The 20317-nt window shown below is 66.1% G+C and carries 19 protein-coding genes; 10 read left to right on the top strand and 9 right to left on the bottom strand.

Going from position 1 to position 20317, the window contains the following annotated elements:
• Positions 1-75: 75 nt before the first annotated feature.
• Positions 76-375 (bottom strand): Asp-tRNA(Asn)/Glu-tRNA(Gln) amidotransferase subunit GatC, encoded by a 300-nt coding sequence (gene gatC, locus DCO45_RS16180; RefSeq protein WP_116926797.1) that lies wholly within the window; start codon positions 373-375, stop codon positions 76-78.
• A 212-nt stretch (positions 376-587) separates the two neighbouring features.
• Between gatC and DCO45_RS16185 the strand changes: the two genes are divergently transcribed.
• From DCO45_RS16185 to mrdA, 4 genes are all read left to right on the top strand, one after another.
• Positions 588-1634, top strand: coding sequence for a rod shape-determining protein (locus DCO45_RS16185; protein ID WP_021026802.1), 1047 nt, complete (start codon positions 588-590; stop codon positions 1632-1634).
• 288 nt (positions 1635-1922) lie between these two features.
• A complete protein-coding gene (gene mreC / locus DCO45_RS16190) occupies positions 1923-2864 on the top strand; it encodes a rod shape-determining protein MreC (RefSeq protein ID WP_116926798.1) in 942 nt (313 codons plus the stop codon).
• Positions 2865-2901: 37 nt separating this feature from the next.
• Positions 2902-3420, top strand: coding sequence for a rod shape-determining protein MreD (mreD, locus tag DCO45_RS16195; RefSeq protein ID WP_116926799.1), 519 nt, complete (start codon positions 2902-2904; stop codon positions 3418-3420).
• A 21-nt stretch (positions 3421-3441) separates the two neighbouring features.
• On the top strand, positions 3442-5394 hold the full coding sequence (gene mrdA / locus DCO45_RS16200) for a penicillin-binding protein 2 (RefSeq protein ID WP_116926800.1): 1953 nt from the start codon (positions 3442-3444) through the stop codon (positions 5392-5394).
• A 31-nt stretch (positions 5395-5425) separates the two neighbouring features.
• On the opposite strand, the gene DCO45_RS16205 is transcribed toward mrdA, so the two are convergent.
• Both DCO45_RS16205 and DCO45_RS16210 read right to left on the bottom strand, forming a co-directional pair.
• On the bottom strand, positions 5426-6184 hold the full coding sequence (locus DCO45_RS16205) for a TSUP family transporter (protein WP_116926801.1): 759 nt from the start codon (positions 6182-6184) through the stop codon (positions 5426-5428).
• Between the two features lie 520 nt (positions 6185-6704).
• Positions 6705-8387 (bottom strand): GMC family oxidoreductase N-terminal domain-containing protein, encoded by a 1683-nt coding sequence (locus tag DCO45_RS16210; RefSeq protein ID WP_116926802.1) that lies wholly within the window; start codon positions 8385-8387, stop codon positions 6705-6707.
• A gap of 295 nt (positions 8388-8682) precedes the next feature.
• Between DCO45_RS16210 and DCO45_RS16215 the strand changes: the two genes are divergently transcribed.
• From DCO45_RS16215 to DCO45_RS16235, 5 genes are read left to right on the top strand one after another with little or no spacing between them, the layout of a single operon-like run.
• A complete protein-coding gene (locus DCO45_RS16215; RefSeq protein ID WP_116926803.1) occupies positions 8683-9807 on the top strand; it encodes an ABC transporter permease in 1125 nt (374 codons plus the stop codon).
• A gap of 2 nt (positions 9808-9809) precedes the next feature.
• On the top strand, positions 9810-10637 hold the full coding sequence (locus tag DCO45_RS16220) for an ATP-binding cassette domain-containing protein (RefSeq protein ID WP_116926804.1): 828 nt from the start codon (positions 9810-9812) through the stop codon (positions 10635-10637).
• A 2-nt stretch (positions 10638-10639) separates the two neighbouring features.
• Positions 10640-11605: an MlaD family protein gene (locus DCO45_RS16225; protein WP_116926805.1), complete on the top strand. Its 966-nt coding sequence runs from the start codon at positions 10640-10642 to the stop codon at positions 11603-11605.
• A gap of 10 nt (positions 11606-11615) precedes the next feature.
• The gene (locus DCO45_RS16230) at positions 11616-12299 is read left to right on the top strand and encodes an ABC-type transport auxiliary lipoprotein family protein (protein WP_116926857.1); all 684 of its coding nucleotides are present in this window, start codon (positions 11616-11618) and stop codon (positions 12297-12299) included.
• Between the two features lie 14 nt (positions 12300-12313).
• On the top strand, positions 12314-12937 hold the full coding sequence (locus tag DCO45_RS16235; protein WP_133248184.1) for a hypothetical protein: 624 nt from the start codon (positions 12314-12316) through the stop codon (positions 12935-12937).
• Between the two features lie 70 nt (positions 12938-13007).
• On the opposite strand, the gene DCO45_RS16240 is transcribed toward DCO45_RS16235, so the two are convergent.
• From DCO45_RS16240 to DCO45_RS16265, 6 genes are all read right to left on the bottom strand, one after another.
• Positions 13008-13205, bottom strand: a complete 198-nt coding sequence (locus DCO45_RS16240) for a hypothetical protein (protein WP_116926807.1) — start codon at positions 13203-13205, stop codon at positions 13008-13010.
• The gene (gene creD, locus DCO45_RS16245; protein ID WP_116926808.1) at positions 13202-14623 is read right to left on the bottom strand and encodes a cell envelope integrity protein CreD; all 1422 of its coding nucleotides are present in this window, start codon (positions 14621-14623) and stop codon (positions 13202-13204) included. Before creD ends, DCO45_RS16240 begins: the two co-directional genes overlap by 4 nt.
• A gap of 110 nt (positions 14624-14733) precedes the next feature.
• Positions 14734-16206, bottom strand: coding sequence for a two-component system sensor histidine kinase CreC (gene creC, locus DCO45_RS16250; RefSeq protein ID WP_116926809.1), 1473 nt, complete (start codon positions 16204-16206; stop codon positions 14734-14736).
• A gap of 9 nt (positions 16207-16215) precedes the next feature.
• Positions 16216-16932, bottom strand: coding sequence for a two-component system response regulator CreB (gene creB / locus DCO45_RS16255; protein ID WP_116926810.1), 717 nt, complete (start codon positions 16930-16932; stop codon positions 16216-16218).
• Positions 16933-16957: 25 nt separating this feature from the next.
• Positions 16958-17704: an SDR family oxidoreductase gene (locus DCO45_RS16260; RefSeq protein ID WP_116926811.1), complete on the bottom strand. Its 747-nt coding sequence runs from the start codon at positions 17702-17704 to the stop codon at positions 16958-16960.
• A 372-nt stretch (positions 17705-18076) separates the two neighbouring features.
• Entirely contained in the window at positions 18077-18958 is an 882-nt protein-coding gene (locus DCO45_RS16265) for a helix-turn-helix transcriptional regulator (protein WP_116926812.1), read from the bottom strand.
• 129 nt (positions 18959-19087) lie between these two features.
• Here DCO45_RS16265 and DCO45_RS16270 point away from each other — a divergent pair, with 129 nt between their 5' ends.
• Positions 19088-20305: an MFS transporter gene (locus DCO45_RS16270; RefSeq protein ID WP_116926813.1), complete on the top strand. Its 1218-nt coding sequence runs from the start codon at positions 19088-19090 to the stop codon at positions 20303-20305.
• Positions 20306-20317 lie beyond the last annotated feature (12 nt).

Genomic DNA, 20317 nt, shown 5'->3' on the forward strand with positions numbered 1-20317 from the left:
GGCTGCAAGCCTGGGCTGCCACCCCGGCCGGGGGCCGGTGTTTGCCCGGCCCGCCAGGCCTGAAGATGCTGTGAATTACTCAATCACCTTGGGCACCAGGAAATAGCCTTTTTCCACGGCAGGGGCACTGCGCTGGTTGGCCTCCCGGTTATTGGGTTCGCTGATGACGTCATCGCGCAGGCGCAGGCTGATTTCCTGGATCGCGGCCACGGGGTGTGACAGGGGCATGACACCGGAGGTATCCACAGCCTGCATCTTCTCCACAATGCCGAAAAAGTTATTCATCTGCGAGAGCATGCGCTCACTCTCGGAGCCGGATAATTCGAGCCGCGCCAGGTTGGCGATGCGGGCAATGTCATCTTTTGTCAGGGCCATAGATAGTCGTATGTAAACCAGTCGTAAAAAAACGGGGCCGGAAAGCGTTGCCCTGTAAGTTATTCACAGGGGATGGGGTATTATCCCGTCTTTGACGCAATAACGCGGCAACGTCGGTCATTGCGCATCAAAAACCCTTCTGTCATCTCACCACACACCAATGAAGGGCGATGGAGCGCCGAAGCGCGTTCCATGCCCTAGAGGAAACTTGCATGTTCGGAGCGTTCCGTCGCTACTTTTCCACCGACCTGGCCATCGACCTGGGCACGGCCAACACCTTGATTTTTGCACGCGACAAAGGGATTGTGCTCGATGAGCCCTCCGTGGTTGCGATTCGCCATGAAGGTGGCACCCATGGCCGCAAGGTCATCCAGGCCGTAGGCCGCGAAGCCAAGGCCATGCTGGGCAAGGTGCCCGGCAATATCGAAGCCATCCGCCCGATGAAGGACGGTGTGATTGCCGACTTCCTGATCACCGAGCAGATGATCAAGCAGTTCATCAAGATGGTGCACCCCCGCACCTTGCTCTCGCCCAGCCCGCGCATCATCATCTGCGTGCCCTGCGGCTCGACCCAGGTCGAGCGCCGCGCGATCAAGGATGCTGCGCTCAAGGCTGGCGCCACCCAGGTGGAGCTGATCGAAGAGCCGATGGCTGCCGGTATCGGTGCCGGCCTGCCGGTGTCCGAGGCCTCGGGCTCGATGGTGGTCGACATTGGTGGCGGTACCACCGAAGTGGGCGTGATCTCGCTGGGCGGCATGGTCTACAAGGGCAGTGTGCGCGTGGGCGGTGACAAGTTCGACGAATCCATCATCAACTACATCCGCCGCAACTACGGCATGATGATCGGCGAGCCCACGGCCGAGCTGATCAAGAAGAGCATTGGTTCGGCGTTCCCGGGCTCCGAAGTCAAGGAAATCGAAGTCAAGGGCCGCAACCTCTCCGAAGGCGTGCCGCGCAGCTTCACCATCAGCTCCAACGAGGTGCTGGAAGCCCTGACCGAGCCGCTGAACCAAATCGTCTCTGCCGTGAAGAACGCGCTGGAGCAAACGCCGCCCGAGCTGGGGGCCGATATTGCCGACCGCGGCATGATGCTGACCGGTGGCGGCGCCTTGCTGCGCGACCTGGACCGCCTGCTGGCCGAGGAAACCGGCCTGCCGGTGCTGGTGGCCGAGGAGCCACTGACCTGCGTGGTGCGCGGCTGCGGTATCGCCCTCGATACGCTCGACCGCAAGGGCGTGACCATCTTCACCAGCGAATAACCCGGGCGCCCTCCGCGCGGATACGCAATAATGGCGAGCGTCAGCGACTATGCAACCCATAGCCCGCTGCCGGCCCGCCATTGCGTTTTGTGGCCCGCTTGCCACTGGCAGTGTGCACAAGGTCTGGCTGATGGGCCCGCCGCCGCCATGCGCCCGCTTCTGCTTTTTCGCTTTTCTCTGATGTCCCTGCTCATGTCCCTTGTCCACCGTGCAGACCGCCGAGCGGCGGGGCGGCACGCGCCCGGAACAGGCGCAGCGCGCAGGGCCCGGTTCTGCTGAGGCCACCGCATGGCACGCAACGTCTTCTCCGGCGGTATACCGACCTTCCGACCCCAGGGGCCCAGCGCCAATGTGCGCCTGGCGCTGTGCGTGGCGCTGGCCGTGTTCCTGATGGTGGCCGACGTGCGCTTCAAGCTCACCGAGCCGCTGCGCAAGGCCGTCGCCACGGTGCTGTTCCCGATGCAGTGGGTGATGCTGCAGCCGGTGTTGCTGGCCCAGGGCGGCGCCAGGTATTTTGAAGACCTGCACACCGCGCAGGCAGCGGCCATAGTGGCCGAGAAAAACGCCATCGCGCTGACGCATCGCGCCAACCTGGTCGAGACCCTGGACCACGAGAACCAGCGCCTGCGCCAGCTGCTCAACCTGGTGCCCCGCCTCAAGACCGAGGGGCGCGCTGCCCAGGTGGTGTACGAGACGGCGGACGCCTTCAACCGCCGCGTCGTGATCGACAAGGGCGAGGTCGCCGGCATTGCGCGCGGCTCGCCGGTGATGGACGAGATGGGCGTGCTCGGCCAGGTGACCCGGGTGTTTCCGATGTCGGCCGAGGTGACCTTGCTCACCGACCGGGAGCAGGCCATCCCCGTGCTCAACCCGCGCACCGGCGCGCGGGCCGTGGCCTATGGCGACCCGACCAATGCCTATGGCGGCGGCATGGAGCTGCGCTTCATGCCCAGCAATGCCGATATCCAGGAAGGCGATCTGCTCACCACCAGCGGTGTGGATGGCGTCTATGCGCCGGGCCTGCCGGTGGCGCGCATCGTCAAGATCGAGCGCCGTGCCGATTCGCCTTTCTCGCGCGTTTACTGCGAGCCGCTGGCGCAGATGTTCGGCACGCAGTTTGTGATGGTGATCAACCCGCTGCCCGAAGACGCGCTGCCTCCGCGCCCGCCGGTGGAGACCAAGACCCAGGAAGGCCCGGCCTCCACCCCCCGCAAGGGCAAGCGCGGATGATGCCCGCTACGATGAACCCCACACCAGGAATGCAGCCATGATCATGCCGCGTGGGCAGCCCTTGCTGCTCCCTGTCCCCCCGGGCTTTATTGCGCTGACCCTGGTGCTGGGGCTGATGATCAATATGCTGCCGCTGGGCCGCGCGCTGTGGCTGCCTGATGTGCTGCTGCTGGTGCTGGTGTACTGGGGCGTGCACGAGCCCGGCAAGATCGGCATGGGCTGGGCCTTTGTGCTGGGCCTGTGCATGGATGTGCACCAGTCGTCCCTGCTGGGTTTGCATGCGCTGGTGTATTCGGCCGTGCTGTATGGCGTGGCGCTGCTGCGCCAGCGCATCACCTGGCTGAGCGTGATGGCCCAGGCGGTGCAGGTGATGCCGCTGTTCCTCGCGTCCGACGTGGTGCTGATGCTGCTGCGCATGTTGCTGCGCGGCAGTTTTCCGGGCTGGGGCTTTTTGACGCCCGGCCTGTGGTGCGTGGTGCTGTGGCCGCTGGTGAGCTGGCTGCTGCAGCTGCCCCAGCGCCAGCCGCCCGACGATGACGAAAACCGCCCTTTGTAAGCGGGGGCGTTTGCGCAGACCATGACCGAGATCCAGAATTCAGACCGCGCCTTCAGCCGCTTTCGGCTGCGGGTGATCGTCATCGGTCTGGTGGTGGTGCTGTGCTTTGGCATTCTGCTCTCGCGCCTGTATGTGCTGCAGGTCGAACGCCATGATGACCTGCTGGCACAGGCCGAGAGCAACCGCACGGCGGTGGTGCCCATCGTGCCCAACCGTGGCCAGATCTATGACCGCAATGGCGTGCTGCTGGCCACCAACTACTCGGCCTACACGCTGGAGATCACGCCCTACAAGGTCGGTGATGTGGAAGAGACCATCGATGCGCTGTCCCAGCTGATCGAGATCACGCCGCGCGACCGGCGCCGCTTCAAGCGCCTGCGCGAGGATTCGCGCAATTTCGACTCGCTGCCGATCCGCTCGCGCCTGACCGACCAGGAAGTGGCCAAGTTCGCCGCCCAGCGCTACCGTTTTCCCGGCGTGGATGTGAAGGCGCGGCTGTTTCGCTCCTACCCGATGGGCGAGACCGGTGCCCACCTGATCGGCTATATCGGCCGCATCAACCAGCGCGAGAAGGAGCGCATCGACGACTCCGACGAAGCGGCCAACTACCGGGGCACCGAGTACATCGGCAAGACCGGTGTCGAAGCCAGCTACGAAAAGGAGCTGCATGGCCACACCGGCGTGGAGCGCATGGAGACCTCGGCCGGCGGCCATGCGGTGCGCAAGCTCGACAGCTCCCCGGCCACCCCCGGCGAGAGCGTCGTGCTGTCGGTGGACATCAAGCTGCAGAAGATGGTCGAAGACCTGTATGGCGACCGCCGGGGCGTGGCCGTGGCGATCGACCCGCGCAGTGGCGAGCTGCTGGCCATGGTCAGCAAGCCCACGTACGACCCCAATATCTTTGTTGAAGGCATTGACCAGGAAAGCTGGAAGGCGCTGAACGAATCCATCGACCGCCCCTTGCTCAACCGCGCGATGCGCGGCACCTACCCCACCGGCTCCACCTACAAGCCCTTCATGGGCCTGGCAGGGCTGGAGACGGGCAAGCGCACGCCCTCGACCATCATCCAGGACGGCGGAAGCTGGACCTTTGGCGGCCACACCTTCCGCTCCGGCCATGCGCTGGGCCCGGTCGATCTGAACCGCGCGATCCAGCACTCGAGCAATGTCTACTTCTACACGCTGGCCAATGAGATGGGGGTCGATGCGATCCATGATTTCATGAAGCCGCTGGGCTTTGGCCAGATCACCGGCATCGACCTGCCCGGTGAAGTGCGCGGCGTGCTGCCCAGCACCACCTGGAAGCGCGACACCTACAAACGCCCCGAGCAAAAGCGCTGGTATGCGGGCGAGACCATTTCGCTGGGCATTGGCCAGGGCTACAACAACTTCACCATCTTGCAGCTGACCCATGCGTTGGCCACGATCCTGGACAATGGCAACAGCCGGGTGCCACATGTGGGCCGTTCGCTGATCGACCCGGTCACCGGCGAGCGCCGCCCCATCGAGCAGCCCCCGCCCGTGAACCTGGGTTACAAGCAAAGCAATATCGAGGCCGTCAAGCGCGGCATGGTGTCGGTGGTGACGGGCGGCACCGGGCGCGGCTCCTTTGGCACGGCCCGCTACACGGCCGGTGGCAAGACCGGCACGGCCCAGGCCATCAGCATCGGCCAGAAGGAAAAGTACAACGCCGCGCGCCTGGCCGAGCGCCAGCGCGACCATGCGCTGTACATCGCCTTTGCCCCGGCCGATGACCCCAAGATCGCCGTCGGCGTGATTGTCGAGAATGCGGGTTTTGGTGCCGGCTCGGCCGCGCCGATTGCCCGCCGCATCATGGACTACTGGCTGCTGGGCGAGTACCCCAGCGAGGCCGACATGGCCGCAATGCAGCGAGGTGAAGGCCGCGCGCCAATGGGCACGCCGCGCAGGGTCGAAGATATCCAGCTCAAGCCGGCCGCCGAGCCGGGGCAATAACGAGGCCGGCCTTCGCGCTGAGTGCCGGTTTCTAGCGCAAGAACGCGTCGTAGCCGGTCTTGAGGATCAGTGCCGCCACGACGACGATGAACATGCCGCGCACAAAGCCCGAGCCTTTTTTCAAGGCCATCCAGGTGCCCAGCATGCTGCCCAGGATGTTGGCTGCGGCCAGCGGAATCGCAAAGTGCCACCAGACATGGCCCTTGGCGGTGAACAGGATCAGCGCCGCGATATTGGTGGCGATGTTGAGGATCTTGGCGCTGGCCGAGGCATTCAGGAAGTCATAGCCCAGCCAGCGCACCATCAGGAAGACGAAGAAGCTGCCGGTGCCCGGGCCAAAGAAGCCGTCGTAGAAGCCGATGGTGGCCCCAATGGCCGAGGCCACCCAGGCTTCGGCGCGGCCGCTGTAGCGCGGCGCATGGGTCTGGCCCAGCTGCTTTTTGTACAAGGTGTAGGCCAGCACGGCAACCAGGATGACCGGCAAGGCCTTGCGCAGCATGCTGGGGTCGACCACGGTGACCGCCCAGGCCCCCAGCAGCGAGGCGACAAACCCTGCGCCTGCAGCCGGTGCAATGGCGGCCCAGCGCATGTCCACCCGCTTAGCGTACTGGCGCGCCGAGATCAAGGTGCCCCAGACGCCGGCGCTCTTGTTGGTGCCGAGCAAGGTGGCCGGCGGCGCAGAGGGGAAAGCGCCAAACAGCGCGGGCACCAAAATGAGGCCGCCACCACCGACGACCGCATCCACAAAGCCCGCGAACATCGACGCGAAGGTAACGAAGATCCATTCCATGGGGCGAGATTGTCGCATCGCCGCGTGGGGTGCAGCACCGTACCAGGGCCGCTAAATGCAGCGCTGCCAGCGGAACAGAAGGGGCGGTGGTGCCAGGCCGTGATGGGCTGGCCGGCGGGTGCGGGTGCGGGCAGCGGCGAATGCGGCGCCAGAAAAACAAAAGCGCCCGAAGGCGCTTTGAAGGAGCATCTCATTTTTATTGATGCTTTTTATAAATGTTCGAATTGTAGAGATGTCTCCTCGGTCCTCTCGCAGAGCACTGTTTCAGTGCCTCGAGTGCCTCTACTATAGGTCATCGCACCTGCATGGTGCATTGGGATTTACCCCAAAGGTAACTGATTTGGTGCAGATTGCAGGATGCGACCGATTTCTGCCCCTTTCCTGCGCCCAGCCGCCCCATAACGGCAAAAAATGAGACAAAACTGCCGTTTCAGGGCGTGCTGGGCGCTTGATTGCCCTTGAAGAGGGCAGGGTCAGTGCCGTGGGCGCGGTAACCGCGCTGAAACTCTGCGGCGCACCATCATGGCCCATGGCTGGCGCGTATCCACTCCGAGGCCCGCTCGGCCAGCATCAAGGTCGGCGAGTTGGTGTTGCCGCTGGTGATCGTGGGCATGGCGCCGGCATCGACCACGCGCAGGCCCCGCACGCCGCGCACGCGCAGCTCGCTGTCGAGCACGGCCATTGGGTCGTGGTCGGCGCCCATCTTGGTGGTGCCCACCGGGTGGAAGATGGTGGTGGCGATATCGCCGGCCAGGCGCGCCAGATCCTCATCGCTTTGGTACTGCGCGCCGGGCTTCCACTCTACCGGCTGGTACTTGGCCAACGCGGGCTGCGCGGCGATGCGGCGGGTCACGCGCAGGCTGTCGGCTGCGACCTGGCGGTCCTCGGCGGTGGACAGGTAGTTGGGTGCGATCGCCGGCGCAGTGCGGAAATCCGCGCTCTTGATCTGCACGGTGCCGCGGCTCGTGGGGTTGAGGTTGCAGACGCTGGCGGTGAAGGCAGGAAAGCTGTGCAGCGGCTGGCCAAAGGCGTCGAGCGACAGCGGCTGCACGTGGTACTGGATATTGGGGTGGGGCTGGCTGGCGCTGCTGCGGGTGAAGGCGCCCAGTTGCGAAGGCGCCATGCTCATCGGGCCGCTGCGCTTGAGCAGGTATTCCAGCCCGATCTGGGCCTTGCCCCAGAGGTTGCTGGCCAGCACGTTCAAGGTGGGCGCGCCATCTATCTTGAAGACCGAGCGGATCTGCAGGTGGTCCTGCAGATTGGCGCCGACGCCGGGCAGGTCATGCTGCACGGCAATGCCATGCTGCTGCAGCAAGGCGCCGGGCCCGATGCCCGACAGCTGCAGGATCTGTGGCGAGTTGATGGCGCCCGCGCTCAGTACCACCTCCTTGTCGGCCTTGACGATGGTCATCTCGGTGCCGGTCCAGACCTCCACCCCGGTGCAGGCGAGCTGGCCGCCGGCCTGGCGCTCCAGCACTAGGCGCGAGACCTGGGCATTGGTCCACATCTCGAAGTTGGAGCGGCCGTAGCAGGTGGGGCGCAAAAAGGCCTTGGCGGTGTTCCAGCGCCAGCCGTTTTTCTGGTTGACCTCGAAGTAGCCCACCCCTTCGTTGCTGCCCCGGTTGAAGTCCTCGGTGGCGGGGATGCCCGCTTGCTGGGCGGCTTGCGCAAAGGCATCCAGAATGTCCCAGCGCAGGCGCTGCTTCTCGACACGCCACTCGCCGGTGCTGCCGGTGCGGCGGTTGCCATGCCACTGCGCAAAGCTGGGGCTGGTCTCGCCTTCCTGGTCCAGGCGCCAGTGGTCTTCATGGCGCTTGAAGTAGTTCACCGTGTCGTTCCAGCGCCAGCGGGCGTCGCCGGTCAGCTCGGCCCAGTGGTCGTAGTCGCGCGACTGGCCGCGCATGTAGATCATGCCGTTGATGCTGGAGCAGCCGCCCAGCGTTTTGCCGCGCGGGTAGAGCAGGCTGCGCCCGTTGAGCCCGGCATCGGGCTCGGTCTTGTACAGCCAGTCGGTGCGCGGGTTGCCGATACAGTACAGGTAGCCCACGGGGATGTGGATCCAGTGGTAGTCATCGCGCCGGCCCGCCTCGATCAGCAGCACCCGGTTGTGGGTTTTGGCGCTGAGGCGGTTGCACAGCAGTGCGCCCGCCGTGCCTCCCCCGATGACGATGTAGTCGAAACTTGTGTTGTCTCCAGATTGCATGTGCGGTCTTTTTCTCATTGGGAGTATTGGGCTCCCTCGGTCCATCGAATCGGCAAGTTTGTGAGCAGTATGCCGGGCTTGCCAAGCGGGAAAACCAATGCCCTGTCACCCATCGCGCCTACTGCCTGCCCTTGGCCGCCCAGCGTGGTGTAGATGCCGCACAAGCGTGGCTCGGCGATGCCTTCCTACAGCGGCACGCGCTGTGATCGCCAGCCCGCTGGGTGCGCCTGGGTGACAGACCGGCTATAGTGCGAATGGCGTGCGCGCAGGGCGACACGCTTTGTTTTTGGACCCCATGGACGATACAGCCCCTCATCTACAGCAACTTCAGGACGGCACGCAGCGCTGGGCGCAGCTGCGTGGGCGCTGGGGTGCGGCAGAGCTGGGCCAACGCCCGATGTGGCGCGAGTTGCGCCGCCAGCTCGATGGCGCCGCGCCCAGCGCCGATCAAGGCTGGGACCTCAGTGAGGTGCAGTGGCTCGACCATGTGGGCGCGCAGCTCCTGTGGGACCACTGGGGCCAGCAGTGGCCCGCGCAGCTGCGCACCACCGAGCTGCAGCGCCAGATGCTCGAACGGGTCGCGTCGCTGACGATGGGCTGCCCGCCGGAGACCAAGGTCAACTGGTGGGGCTGGCTGATCCAACTGGGCCTGGTGCTGCTGGGCTTCATGGCCCATGTGCGCAGCATGGTCGAGATGGTGGGGCAGCTGTTGCTCGATGTGCTGCGCCTCATCAAGAACCCGCTGCGCGGCCCCTGGCGCGATGTATCGGGCCATCTGTATGCGATGGGGGCCACCGCGCTGCCCATCACGGCCCTGGTGGGCTTTTTGATTGGCGTTGTGCTCGCCTACCTGATGTCGCTGCAGCTGCGCCAGTTCGGTGCCGATGCCTTCATCGTCAATATTCTGGGCATCTCGCTGGTGCGCGAGCTGGGGCCCTTGCTGGGCGCCATCTTGGTGGCCGGCCGTACCGGCTCGGCCATTACCGCACAGATCGGCGTGATGCGCGTCAACGAAGAACTCGATGCGATGCAGGTGATGGGCATTGCGCAGGGCTACCGCCTGGTAATGCCGCGCGCGCTGGCGCTGGCGCTGGCCATGCCGCTGGTGTCGATGTGGACCACGGTCTGCGCGTTAGTGGGCGGCATGATGGCCGCCGATGCCGCGATGGGCGTATCGCCCGCCTATTTTCTGCAGGCCATGCCCGGCGCGGTCGATATTGCCAACCTCTACCTGGCGCTGGCCAAGTCGGTCACCTTTGGGGTGGCGATTGCGCTGATTGCCTGCCACTGGGGGCTGGAGGTCGAGCCCAACACCCAGAGCCTGGGCCGGGGCACGACCTCGTCGGTGGTGATCTCGATCACGGCCGTGATCGTGCTCGATGCGATCTTTGCGATCGCGTTCCGCAAGGTGGGGTTCTAGCGATGAGCCATGCCATCTCCCAACCCCCCAGCGCGCCGACCAGCGATGAGAAAGTGGTCGATATCCGCAAGCTCTGGACCGTGTTTGGCCAGGGCGACCGGGCCTTTGCGATCCACCAGGACCTGGACCTTACGGTTTATCGGGGCGAGATCCTGACCCTGGTGGGCGGCTCGGGCACCGGCAAATCGGTGCTGCTGCGCCAGATGCTGGGGCTGCTGCACCCAGCCAAGGGCGAGGTGCTGGTGATGGGCCAGCCCGTCAAGGAGCTGAGCCTGCGCGGCGCGGCCTCGCGCATCGGCATGCTGTTCCAGCAGGGCGCGCTGTTCTCGGCCTTCAATGTGCTCGAGAACATCGCGTTTCCGCTCAGCGAGCAGGGCACGCTGCCCAAATCCGTGGTGCATGATGCGGCGATGGTCAAGCTGCAGATGGTGGGCCTCAAGCCCGAGCATGCCACCCGCATGCCCTCTGACCTGTCGGGCGGCATGATCAAGCGCGTGGCGCTGGCCCGGTCGCTGATCATGGACCCGCCCCTCTTGCTGCTCGACGAGCCCACGGCCGGGCTCGACCCCAACAGCTCGGACGAGTTCTGCGCTCTGCTCAAGGACCTGCATGCCGAGCTGGGGCTGACCGTGGTCATGGTCACCCATGACCTCGATACCTTGTTTGCACTGTCCACCCGCGTGGCGGTGCTGGCCGAAAAAAAGGTGATTGTCTCGGGCACACCGGCCGATGTGGTGCAGTTCAAGCACCCCTTTATTGAACATTTCTTCCTGGGTGAGCGTGGACGCCGTGCAATGGCTCCAGTGGCGCTTGGTGGGGTGAAGGAATAGCTATGGAAAACAAATCACACGCACTGGCGGCTGGATTGTTTGTGGTCTTGCTCACGGCGCTGGTCATCTTCCTGAGCCTGTGGATGGGCCGTGACAACACGAACTACATCCGCTATGAACTGTCCACCCGCGAGACCGTCAGCGGCCTGCAGCCGCAGGCGGCGGTGCGCTACAAGGGGGTGGCCGTGGGCCGCGTGACCAAGATCGAGTTCGACCCGGCCCGCGACGGCACGGTGCTGATCATCATTGCGGTCAATGCGGAAGCGCCCATCACGCAAACCACCTATGCGATGCTGGGCTACCAGGGTGTCACGGGCCTCGCCCATATCCAGCTCGATGACGACAACACCGAGACCACGCCGCTGCCCCCCGGCCCCGACGGCATTCCGCGTCTGCGCGTCAAGCCCTCGCCGTTTGGCCAGATTGCCGAGCAGGGGCCCATCATCTTGCAGCAGGTGGAAGACGCGACGCGCAAAGTCAACGACCTGCTCAGCGAGGACAACCAGCAGGCGCTGGTGGATAGCATGAAGAGCCTGGGCCAGGCGGCCCAGAGCATAGAGCAGCTGAGCAAGCGCCTGATGGTGACGGTCGACACCAAGCTCGACCCTGCACTCGCCAGCCTTCCTGCCATCGCGCAGGATACGCGCAAGACGCTGGCGGGTATCCAGAAGACCTCCAATGACGTGAGCACGGCAGTGGGCAGCCTGGCGGCCAAGGGCGGCGTGGTGGACCAGATGGGCCAGGCGGTCGAGAAGGTGAGCGATGCGGCCGACAACTTCAACCGCAGCACCTTGCCGGCGATGGGCCGCACCATGCATGACGTGGGCTCGGCCGCGCGCCGCATGGGCGATACGGCCGATGCATTCAAGAACAACCCGCAGTCTCTGATTTATGGCAGCTCCAATGCGCTGCCAGGCCCTGGCGAGCCAGGTTTTGTAGCCCCTGCCGCCGCAGGCAGCGGCCGATAGGATGGATGCCATGATTTCTACTTCCCTGCGTGCACCATGGGGCCGCCGCCTGCAAGGCGCAGGCCGTGCAGCCCTGGTGGCTGCGTCCGTGGCGGTGCTGGCCGCTTGCTCGGCCCTGCCGCAAAAGCCCCAACCCGTCGCCCGTTATGACTTTGGCCCGGCAGCCGCGCCGGTCTCGCCCAGCGCAGCTGCCGCCGGCGCCGAGCCGCTGGTGCTGGCCAATGTGCGAGCCGCGGGCGTGCCCGATGCCAGCGCCGCCATCTACTACCGCCTGGCCTATGCCGATGTGCGCGAGCTGCGGCCCTACACCCAGGCCAGCTGGGTGCTGCCGGCCATGCAGCTGATCCAGCAGCGCATGCGCGATGTGCTCAGTGGCCAGCGCGCCGTCGTGCTCGATGACGATGGCGCCACCCAGCTACTGCGCAAGAGCGGTTACCCGGCGATGCTGCGCCTCGAAGTGGTGGATTTCAGCCAGGTCTTCGACTCGGCCCAGTCGAGCCAGGGCGTGCTGCGCCTGCGCGCCACGCTGAGCGAAATCACCCCCAAGGGGGAGCGTTGGCTGGCCCAGCAGGTGTTCCAGGCCCAGCAACCCGCCGCCAGCGCCGATGCGGCTGGTGCCGCCGCCGCATTGGCCTCGGCCACGGACCAGGTGGCCCAGCAGCTCGATACCTGGCTGCGCCAACAAAACCGCTGATGGGCGGCGCAGTGATGCGCCCGCTGTGGCGCCTGGCCGCTGCCTGGGTGATAGGCGCCGTGGCCGTGCTGCCGCTGTTGGCAGCCGCGATGGATGACGATGCCTACCGCGAGGCGGTGGCACAGCTCGATGCCCGCGCAGACAAAGCCCTGGCGCATTGCAAGCGCCTGGCCACCGGCTCGGCGGCGCAGCGCCGCTGCACCGCCCAGGCCCAGACCCAGCACGAGGTCGACGCCGCCCAGCTGCAGGCGCGCCGCCACCCCAGCGGCAACAACCGCTTCAAGGCGCTGGCCGCCCAGGTGAATCGCCGCTATGCGCTGGCGGTCGAGGACTGCAAGACCGGCCATGCCGGCAACGACAAGGACAGCAAGAGCGCGCAGCAGGAGTGCCTGCGCGGGGCCAAGCAACAGCGCGCAGCCGGCATCCAGGAGGCCCACCAGCAGGCGGCCAGCGAGGTGTCCATCTTCACGCCACCCAAGAGCGAGGCCGAGCGCCAGCGCGAAGCCGATCTGGACACCGCCATCCGCAAGTGCGACAGCCTGCTGGGCGACGCCAATGTGCAGTGCGTGCGGGGCCTGTCGCCGGAAGCTCGCTTGCGCGCCATCAGCCGGGGCAGCGGCGTACCGCCTGCCAAATAGGCTCTCATTTTTAGAAAAGCAACAAGGCAGCCCGAGGGCTGCCTTGTTGCGTTGGGGTGTGAAAAGGCGTTCAGAACCGCTGCTGCGCCAGTAACAGCGAGCAGCGCAGCCGCAGCCACATCAGGCGCCGGGCATTGGCCTGCAACGGCAGCTGGCTGCCGCGCTCCAGCCACTGGTCACGCAGCGCGCGCAACTGGCTGCGGCTCATCTGGTGCTGGGCCTGGCGCCATTGCTGGCGCTGTTGATCCATGCGGGTGTCGGTGTTCATGCGCTCTCCTGGGTGCGTGGGCCAAAAGTCTTGGAGGCTGGGGTGGGAACTGGCTCGGGGGCGTCGCCTTTGCCAAACGCATACCAGTCGACCTTGCGGGTGGCCACCATCACGATCGCCAGCACGGCGAACAGCGCGAGCGAGCCGACGGCCAGCGCGGTTTGTTCGAGCTGCAGCAGCACAAACAACAGGCCATACATCACTGCGATCAGCGCGGCAAACGGCAGGCCGCGCCGCAGGCTGCCCAGGATGTGGCTGGCATAGTAGCCCAGCAGCAGCACGCAGGCGCCCGCGCCAATGGCATAGGCCTGGCTGAAGCCCAGGTGCTCGGACAGGCTGATCAGGAGCAGGAAGAAAATGCACAGCGCCGAGCCCACCAGCAGGTACTGCACCGGGTGTACGCGCAGCTTTTTGAGCACCTCGAACATGGCCACGGCGACAAAGGTCAGCACGACAAAGAGCAGGCCGTACTTGGTGGCACGGTCGCTCAGGCTATAGGGGTTGACCGGGTCGATGAAGCTGGTGCCAAACTGCTCCAGGCACTGGCTTTCGTCGGAGGCATGGGCGTAGGTGGTGTCGGGCGTGCCCAGGCTGCACAGCGAGCGCTCCTGCACAAAGGCCTGGCGCGCCGATGAGGCCAGCGCCGGGATGCTCCAGCTGGCGTTGAAGCCCTGGTCGCTGATCTCGCGGCTGAGCGGCAGAAAGTTGCCACCAAACGAGGGATGGGGCCAGTCGGCCTGCATGCTGACCTGGTTGGTGCCGCCCAGCGGCACAAAGGCCAGGCGCTCGGTGCCCATCAACTGCAGCAGCACGACCACTTCGATGGCGCTGCTGTCGTTGCCACTGGCAGCAGTCATAGGCTTGGTCTGCAGGCCCCGGGTGTAGACGCCGTGGCCGGTGCCTGGCTCCAGCGGCAGCGGCTTGCCATCGACCTGCAAAGTCGCACTGCGGATGCCGCGCGGATCGCTGAGCGGCAGGACCAGGCGCGGCGCATCGCAGTGGCGCACGGCACCGCCCTCGGGCTTGCCTTGCAGCTGGTTGCCGGGCGCAAAGCGGGCCACCAGCTTGTCGTGCATGAGGAAGGTGTTGACCTGGTAGAGGCCGCGCGCGCGCGGCTGCATCTCGGCCCGCGTCTGGTGGCTGATCTCATCGGGCAGCGCGTAGCGCTGAAAGCTGACCAGGCGGGTCTCCACACGCCCCTCGCTGTCCTTGCCGCTCACTTCACGGCTGCAGCGCTGGGCCAGCACCGGGCCAAACAGGGTCTGCGACCCTGCGGTGCTGTTGACCACGCTTTGTACCGCGCGGTCGCGGTTGTAGATGCGGTCGCGCACCACATCGCTGATCATCATTAGCGCCACCAGCAAAAGCGCCATAGTGATGGCCAGGCTCAGGGCCTTTTGCACCAGTCTGTTTTTCATGCATTCCTCGTTGCTCTGTGTATCGGTGCGGCGAGTGTCTGCGGCCCCGGTGAGCCGAGCATGAAGTCTGTGAAGGCAGTGTGAAGTGCAGCGGCTTGCGGCGGAAGTGCTCAGTCCTGGGCCGAGAAATCAAGGCTGGCGCGCAGGCCCGGATGGGTATTGGCAAACTGCAGCCGGCCGCCATGGAGCAGCATGATGCGCTGCACGATGGACAGGCCCAGCCCGCTGCCACTGCGCTCGCCGTTGGGGCGCGGCGTGGTGAAAAAGCGCTCGCCCAGGCGGAGCAGCAGGCTGGCCGGCACGCCCGGGCCGCAGTCCTGCACGGCCAGGCGCTGGGGCGCCAAGGTCAGCACGATCTGGCTGTGGGCAGGCGAGAAATCCAGCGCATTGGCCAGCAGGTTGCTGATCGCCAGCGTGACCAGGGCCGCATCCCAGGCGCCCTGGCTGTCATCGCCTTGCAGTACCAGCTGTATGCCTTTTTGCGAGGCCGTGGCCTGCAGCTGCGCGATGGCCTGCTCGGCGCAGGCGCGCAGGCTGGTGTGCTGGCTGACCGTAGCCAGCGCGCTGCGCTGCTCCAGCTGGCTCAGCTGCATCAGCTGGTCGATCAGGTTTTGCAGGCGCAGGCTCTGGTCCACCACCTGCTGGGCAAACATCGCGCGGTCGGCGGCGGGCAGCTCGTCCTGCAGCAGCTCACCCGCGCCCCGGATGGCGGCGACCGGGCTCTTGAGCTCATGCGTGAGGGCGCGCACATAGCCTTCGATGTAGTCGCGCCCCTCCAGGCGCCGGCGCATCGAATCCATGGCCTGGGCCAGGTCGCCCAGCTCGCCGGGGACATTGGGCACCTCGGGTGTCTTGGGCGCGCGGGTGATGCGGCTGCCTTGCGCCTCCTGCAAGGTGGGGCCCTGCACCTGCTGGGCATAGCTGCGCAGCTTGCGCACCTGTACCACCAGCCACCAGGTGATGGCAAAGCCGACGGCCGCCGACAGCAGCAAAAACAGCACACCGCCGCGCAGCATCTTGCTTTCGCTGCTGTCGATGATGCTTTGCACCGCGTTGGCCGGCTTGGAGACGGTGAGCACGCCCAGGATGGTGCCGCCCTGCACGACGGGCGCGGAAACATACATGACGCTGGTGGCCTCGTCGGTGGCCACTTCGCGCGAGGTGCGGGCGCCGTATTCGCCGCGCAAGGTGAGCGCCACATTGCGCCAGCGGGAGTAGTCGGCCCCCACATCCAGCCCTGCCGAATCGAACAGCACGCGCCCCTGGGCATTGGTCACGGTCACGCGCAGGTCGAGTGCGGCCTTGCGCGTGTCCCAGATCCACACCCGCAGCGGCTGCTGGAAGGCGGCCTGCACCTGCTGGGCAAAGCGGCTGGTGCTGCTGCCGCTACCGCTGCCCAGCTTTCCATCGGCCAGGTCATCGCTGGCCTGCGCGGCCAGCAAGTAGGCGGTCTCGACCAGCGTGTCTTCGGTCACCTTGCGCACGCTGGGCTTGATCTCGGCCATGAACACGCGCAGCACAAAAAAGGCCGCCAGCCCGTTGATCAGGAAGAACGCAAACAGCAGGCGGATCCCCAGACGCATGGCCGGTCCTCAGTCGCCATCGCGCAGGCTGTAGCCCATGCCGCGGTGCGTGGTGATGAAGTCGCGGTCGGCCACCACGGCGCGCAGCTTGGCGCGCAGGGTCTTGATGTGGGTGTCCACCGTGCGGTCGGTGCTGTCGCTGTGCAGGCCCCAGACGGCATCGAGCAGATGGTTGCGGCTGAGGATGCGGCCCTGCGCGGCCAGCAGGCTGCTGAGCAGCTGGAACTCGCGCCGCGTCAGATCCAGCAGCACGCCCTGCAGGCGCACGCACTGGCCGGCCTCGTCGAGCTGGAAGGCAGCACTGGCGGCATGGGGCGGGGCGCTGCTGGCGCTGGCCGGCGCCAGCGTAAATTGCTGGGCGCGGCGCAGCAGTGCGCGGGTGCGGGCCACCAGCTCGCGCGGGCTGAAGGGCTTGCTCAGGTAGTCATCGGCGCCCAGCTCCAGGCCCAGCACCCGGTCGACTTCTTCGCCCCGGGCGCTGAGCACCAGGATGGGCGCGGGCGAGCCAGCAACGCGCAGCTGGCGGCACCAGTCCAGGCCATTGCCATCGGGCAGGCCCACATCGAGCAGCAGCGCATCAAAGTGGCCACTGGCCCACTGCGCGCGGGCATCGGCCAGCAACAGGCTGTGGGTGCAGCCGATGCCATCGCGCTCGAGCGCATAGCAGACGGTGCGGGCAATGGCTGGATCGTCTTCCAGCAGCAGAACATGGGGAGCAGGGCGCATGGTGGGTTCCGTCAGAACGGGCGGCCTAGCGGCCGCCTCCGGCATCGATGAAGGAGCCGGTGCAGTAGCTGCTGTGCTCGGACATCAGCCAGTAGATGGCCTGGGCGATTTCGTCTGCGGTGCCGCCGCGCCCCAAGGGCACGCCTGCCGACAGCCGCTGCACGCGGTCGGGCTGGCCGCCGCTGGCGTGGATGTCGGTCTCGATCAGGCCCGGGCGCACGCCATTGACGCGGATGCCTTGCGCGGCCACCTCATGGGCCAGGCCCAGGGTCATCGTGTCGATAGCGGCCTTGGACGCCGCATAGTCCACATACTGGTGGGCCGAGCCCAGGCAGGCGGCGCGGCTCGAGACATTGACGATGCTGCCGCCCGCGCCGCCTTCGGCGGTGCTCATGCGGCGCACCGCCTCGCGGGCGCAGAGAAAGCTGCCCAGCACATTGATGTCGAACATGCGTCGCCAGCGCGCCATGTCCATATCCTGCAGGCGCTGGGCGCGGTCCACCACGCCGGCGTTGTTGACCAGCCCCGTGATGCGCCCCAGCTCGCTGTCCACGCGCGCAAACATCGCCAGCACCTGGCCCTCGTCACCCACATCGGCCTGCACGGCGATGGCGCGGCGGCCCAGAGCCTGCACCGCCTGCACCACGGCCTGGGCCGCAGCTTCGTTGCTGCTGTAGTTCACGGCCACATCCCAGCCATGGTGGGCGGCCAGGACGGCGGTGGCGGCACCGATGCCACGGCTGGCTCCGGTGATAAGGACGATTGAGGTCATGGCATGTCGGCTCGCAAAAGAGGCCCTATCTTAGAACCTGTTCAAAGTCACTACGTAGCCGCGTTGGAGTGCAATCGGGATGAGTTCGAAGGGATGGAACGCAGCTTGCACCGGGGTGCAAGCAAGGGCCAGCGTGAAGAAATTGCCCGATTTCACTCCAACCCGTAGGGACAGTGGCTTTGCGGGCGCCCGGCTAGGGCCGCCCGGGCAGGGGCGGTCTGCGGCGTTGCAGCGCTTGCCAATAGCTGGCTATTGGCTGCGCACTGCGCCTAGCATCCCATCCCGCAAAGACACTGTCGCAGCGCGAGGAGACTTTGAACACGTTCTTAGGCGAGCTTGCGGCCGCTGCCCACTGTGCTGCCCAGGTCGCGTTCAAGGCGCGGGCAGCGCGGCCAGCCGGTCCAGCGCCTCGGCGTCCTGGTCGCTGACGGGCAGGTAGACCACCATGCGCATGCCGTTGCGCGGGGCCGACCACCAGTAGGTCTGGCGCAGATGGATGATGCCCAGCGTGGGGTGGTCAAAGGTCTTTTCGTTGTTCTCGGGGCTGCGCACCTGGTAGCGCTCCCAGGCATGGCGGAAGACCTCGGAGTGCCTGAGAAAGTAGTCCAGCCGCTGTGCAATGGCTGGATCGCCGCTTTGCTGGGTGGAGGCCGCCCGGAACATCGCCACCATGCGCTCAATGGCCTGGGGCTCATGGCGCACCACGCGCTGCCACTGGGGGTTGAACAGGTTCATGTGCAGGCAGTTGCGCTCCAAGGCAGGCAACTGCTGCAGCGACACGCCCATCAGCCGCTCATAGGCGGCATTGGCGGCCAGCAGGTCAAAGGCCGCGCTTTGCATCTGGGCGGGGTAGGGCAGCAGCTTGTCGAGCAGCTGCATGTGCAGCGCACCGGGGGCGTCGTCGGCGGAGGGTGCAGCCTGGTCGAGCTTGATGCCCGCCAGCGCCAAGAGGTGGCGCAGTTCGTCGTCATTGCATTGCAGCGCCCGGGCAATGGCCTCGATCGCCTGGCGCGAGGGTTGCACCTCGCGGCCCTGTTCGAGCTTGGTGTACCAGGTCACGCCAATGCCGGCGAGCTGGGCGACCTCTTCGCGCCGCAGGCCCGGGGTGCGCACCCGGCCGTGGCGCGCCAGGCCCATGGCGTCGGCCGACAGGCTCTCGCGCCGCGCGCGCAGAAAGTGGCCCAGCTCCTGCGAGCGGACAGAGGCCGCGACAGCTGGCGGGTCATGGGGTGGGGGGGCTGCAAACAATGTCATGGGGCGCTAGTCTCGCGGTCAATGGTGCAGTGCAGTATAGGCCTTCCAAGCCTAGGCTAAGCAGAATCTTGTACCAGTCTAAAAAACATAGCACACTGGCGCCCTGTTTATTTTCAGGCGCAGACTCCCATGCGAAGAATCACTGCTGACAACGCCACATTCGGCGTTTTTCTGGCCTTTTTGCTGATCCCGCTCTCGGGCATCGGCACCGATATCTACCTGCCCTCGATGCCCGCCATGGCCCAGAGCCTGGGCGGCACCGCGTCCCAGATCCAGCTGACCTTGACCTTGTTCATCGCCGGCTATGGCCTGGGCCAGCTGGTGGTGGGCGTGCTGCTGGACCGCTTTGGCCGCTGGCGGCCCACGATGGTGGCGCTGGCCCTGTTTGCGCTGTCGAGCGCGGCCATTGCCGTCAGTGACGACATCGTGGTCATCTGCGCGCTGCGCCTGCTGCAAGGCCTGCTGGGCGCGGTCGCCGTGGTGGGCAAGCGCACCTTTTTTGTCGATGTGTTCCGGGGCCCGGCACTGCAGCGCTACCTGACCTGGATGACCGTGGTCTGGTCGCTGGGGCCCATCTGCGCGCCTTTTATCGGCGGCTTTGTGCAGACCCATTGGGGCTGGCGCGCCAACTTTGTGGTGCTGGCCGTGTTCTCGGTGGTTGCGCTGGTGCTGGAGCTGCTGGGCGGTGGCGAGACCCTCGCCCAGCCCCAGCCCATCCGGCCGCGTGAAGTGGCCAGCCGGGCCTGGGAGATCATGCGCAACCGCGCCTTTGCGCGCGGCGTGCTCTGCGTCAGCGCTGCGTATGCGATGGTGATGGGCTGGAGCATGGCCTCGCCCTTTATCGTCGAGACCGTGTACCACCGCCCGCCCACGACGACGGGGTCGCTGGCGCTGCTGATGGGCCTGGCCTGGATGGGCGGCGGCTTGATCGCCCGCGCGGCGATGGCGCGCTCGCTGGCGGCCAAGCACCAGGCTGCGCTGTTGGCGATGGCTGGTTTCATCGCACTGCTGGCGCTGACGGCCTGGCTGCCCGCGTCCTGGCCATCGCTGGAAGTGATGGCGGCCGTCGCCTTTTGCATCCATGTGGCAGCGGGCCTGGTGTTCAATATCCACTTCGCCAATGTGCTGTCGATGTTCCCCAAACACGCTGCCTTGTCGGGCGGCATTGCCGGCGGTCTGGCCTTTTTGCTGACCTCGCTGCTCGCGTCCTTGGGCATCCACCTGGTGAACCCGCAGACCGGGTTGGGCCTGGCGGCGGTCTATGGCGGGCTGGCCTTGCTGCTGGTGGCCGCCTGGCTGACGATGCTGGCGCGTCCGGCGCCGGCAGCGGCCTGCGCAACGCCATAATCGACCAGGCCC

The sequence above is a fragment of the Comamonas sp. JNW genome (genome assembly GCF_003105075.1).
GTDB classification, from domain to species: Bacteria; Pseudomonadota; Gammaproteobacteria; order Burkholderiales; family Burkholderiaceae_C; genus Comamonas; species Comamonas squillarum.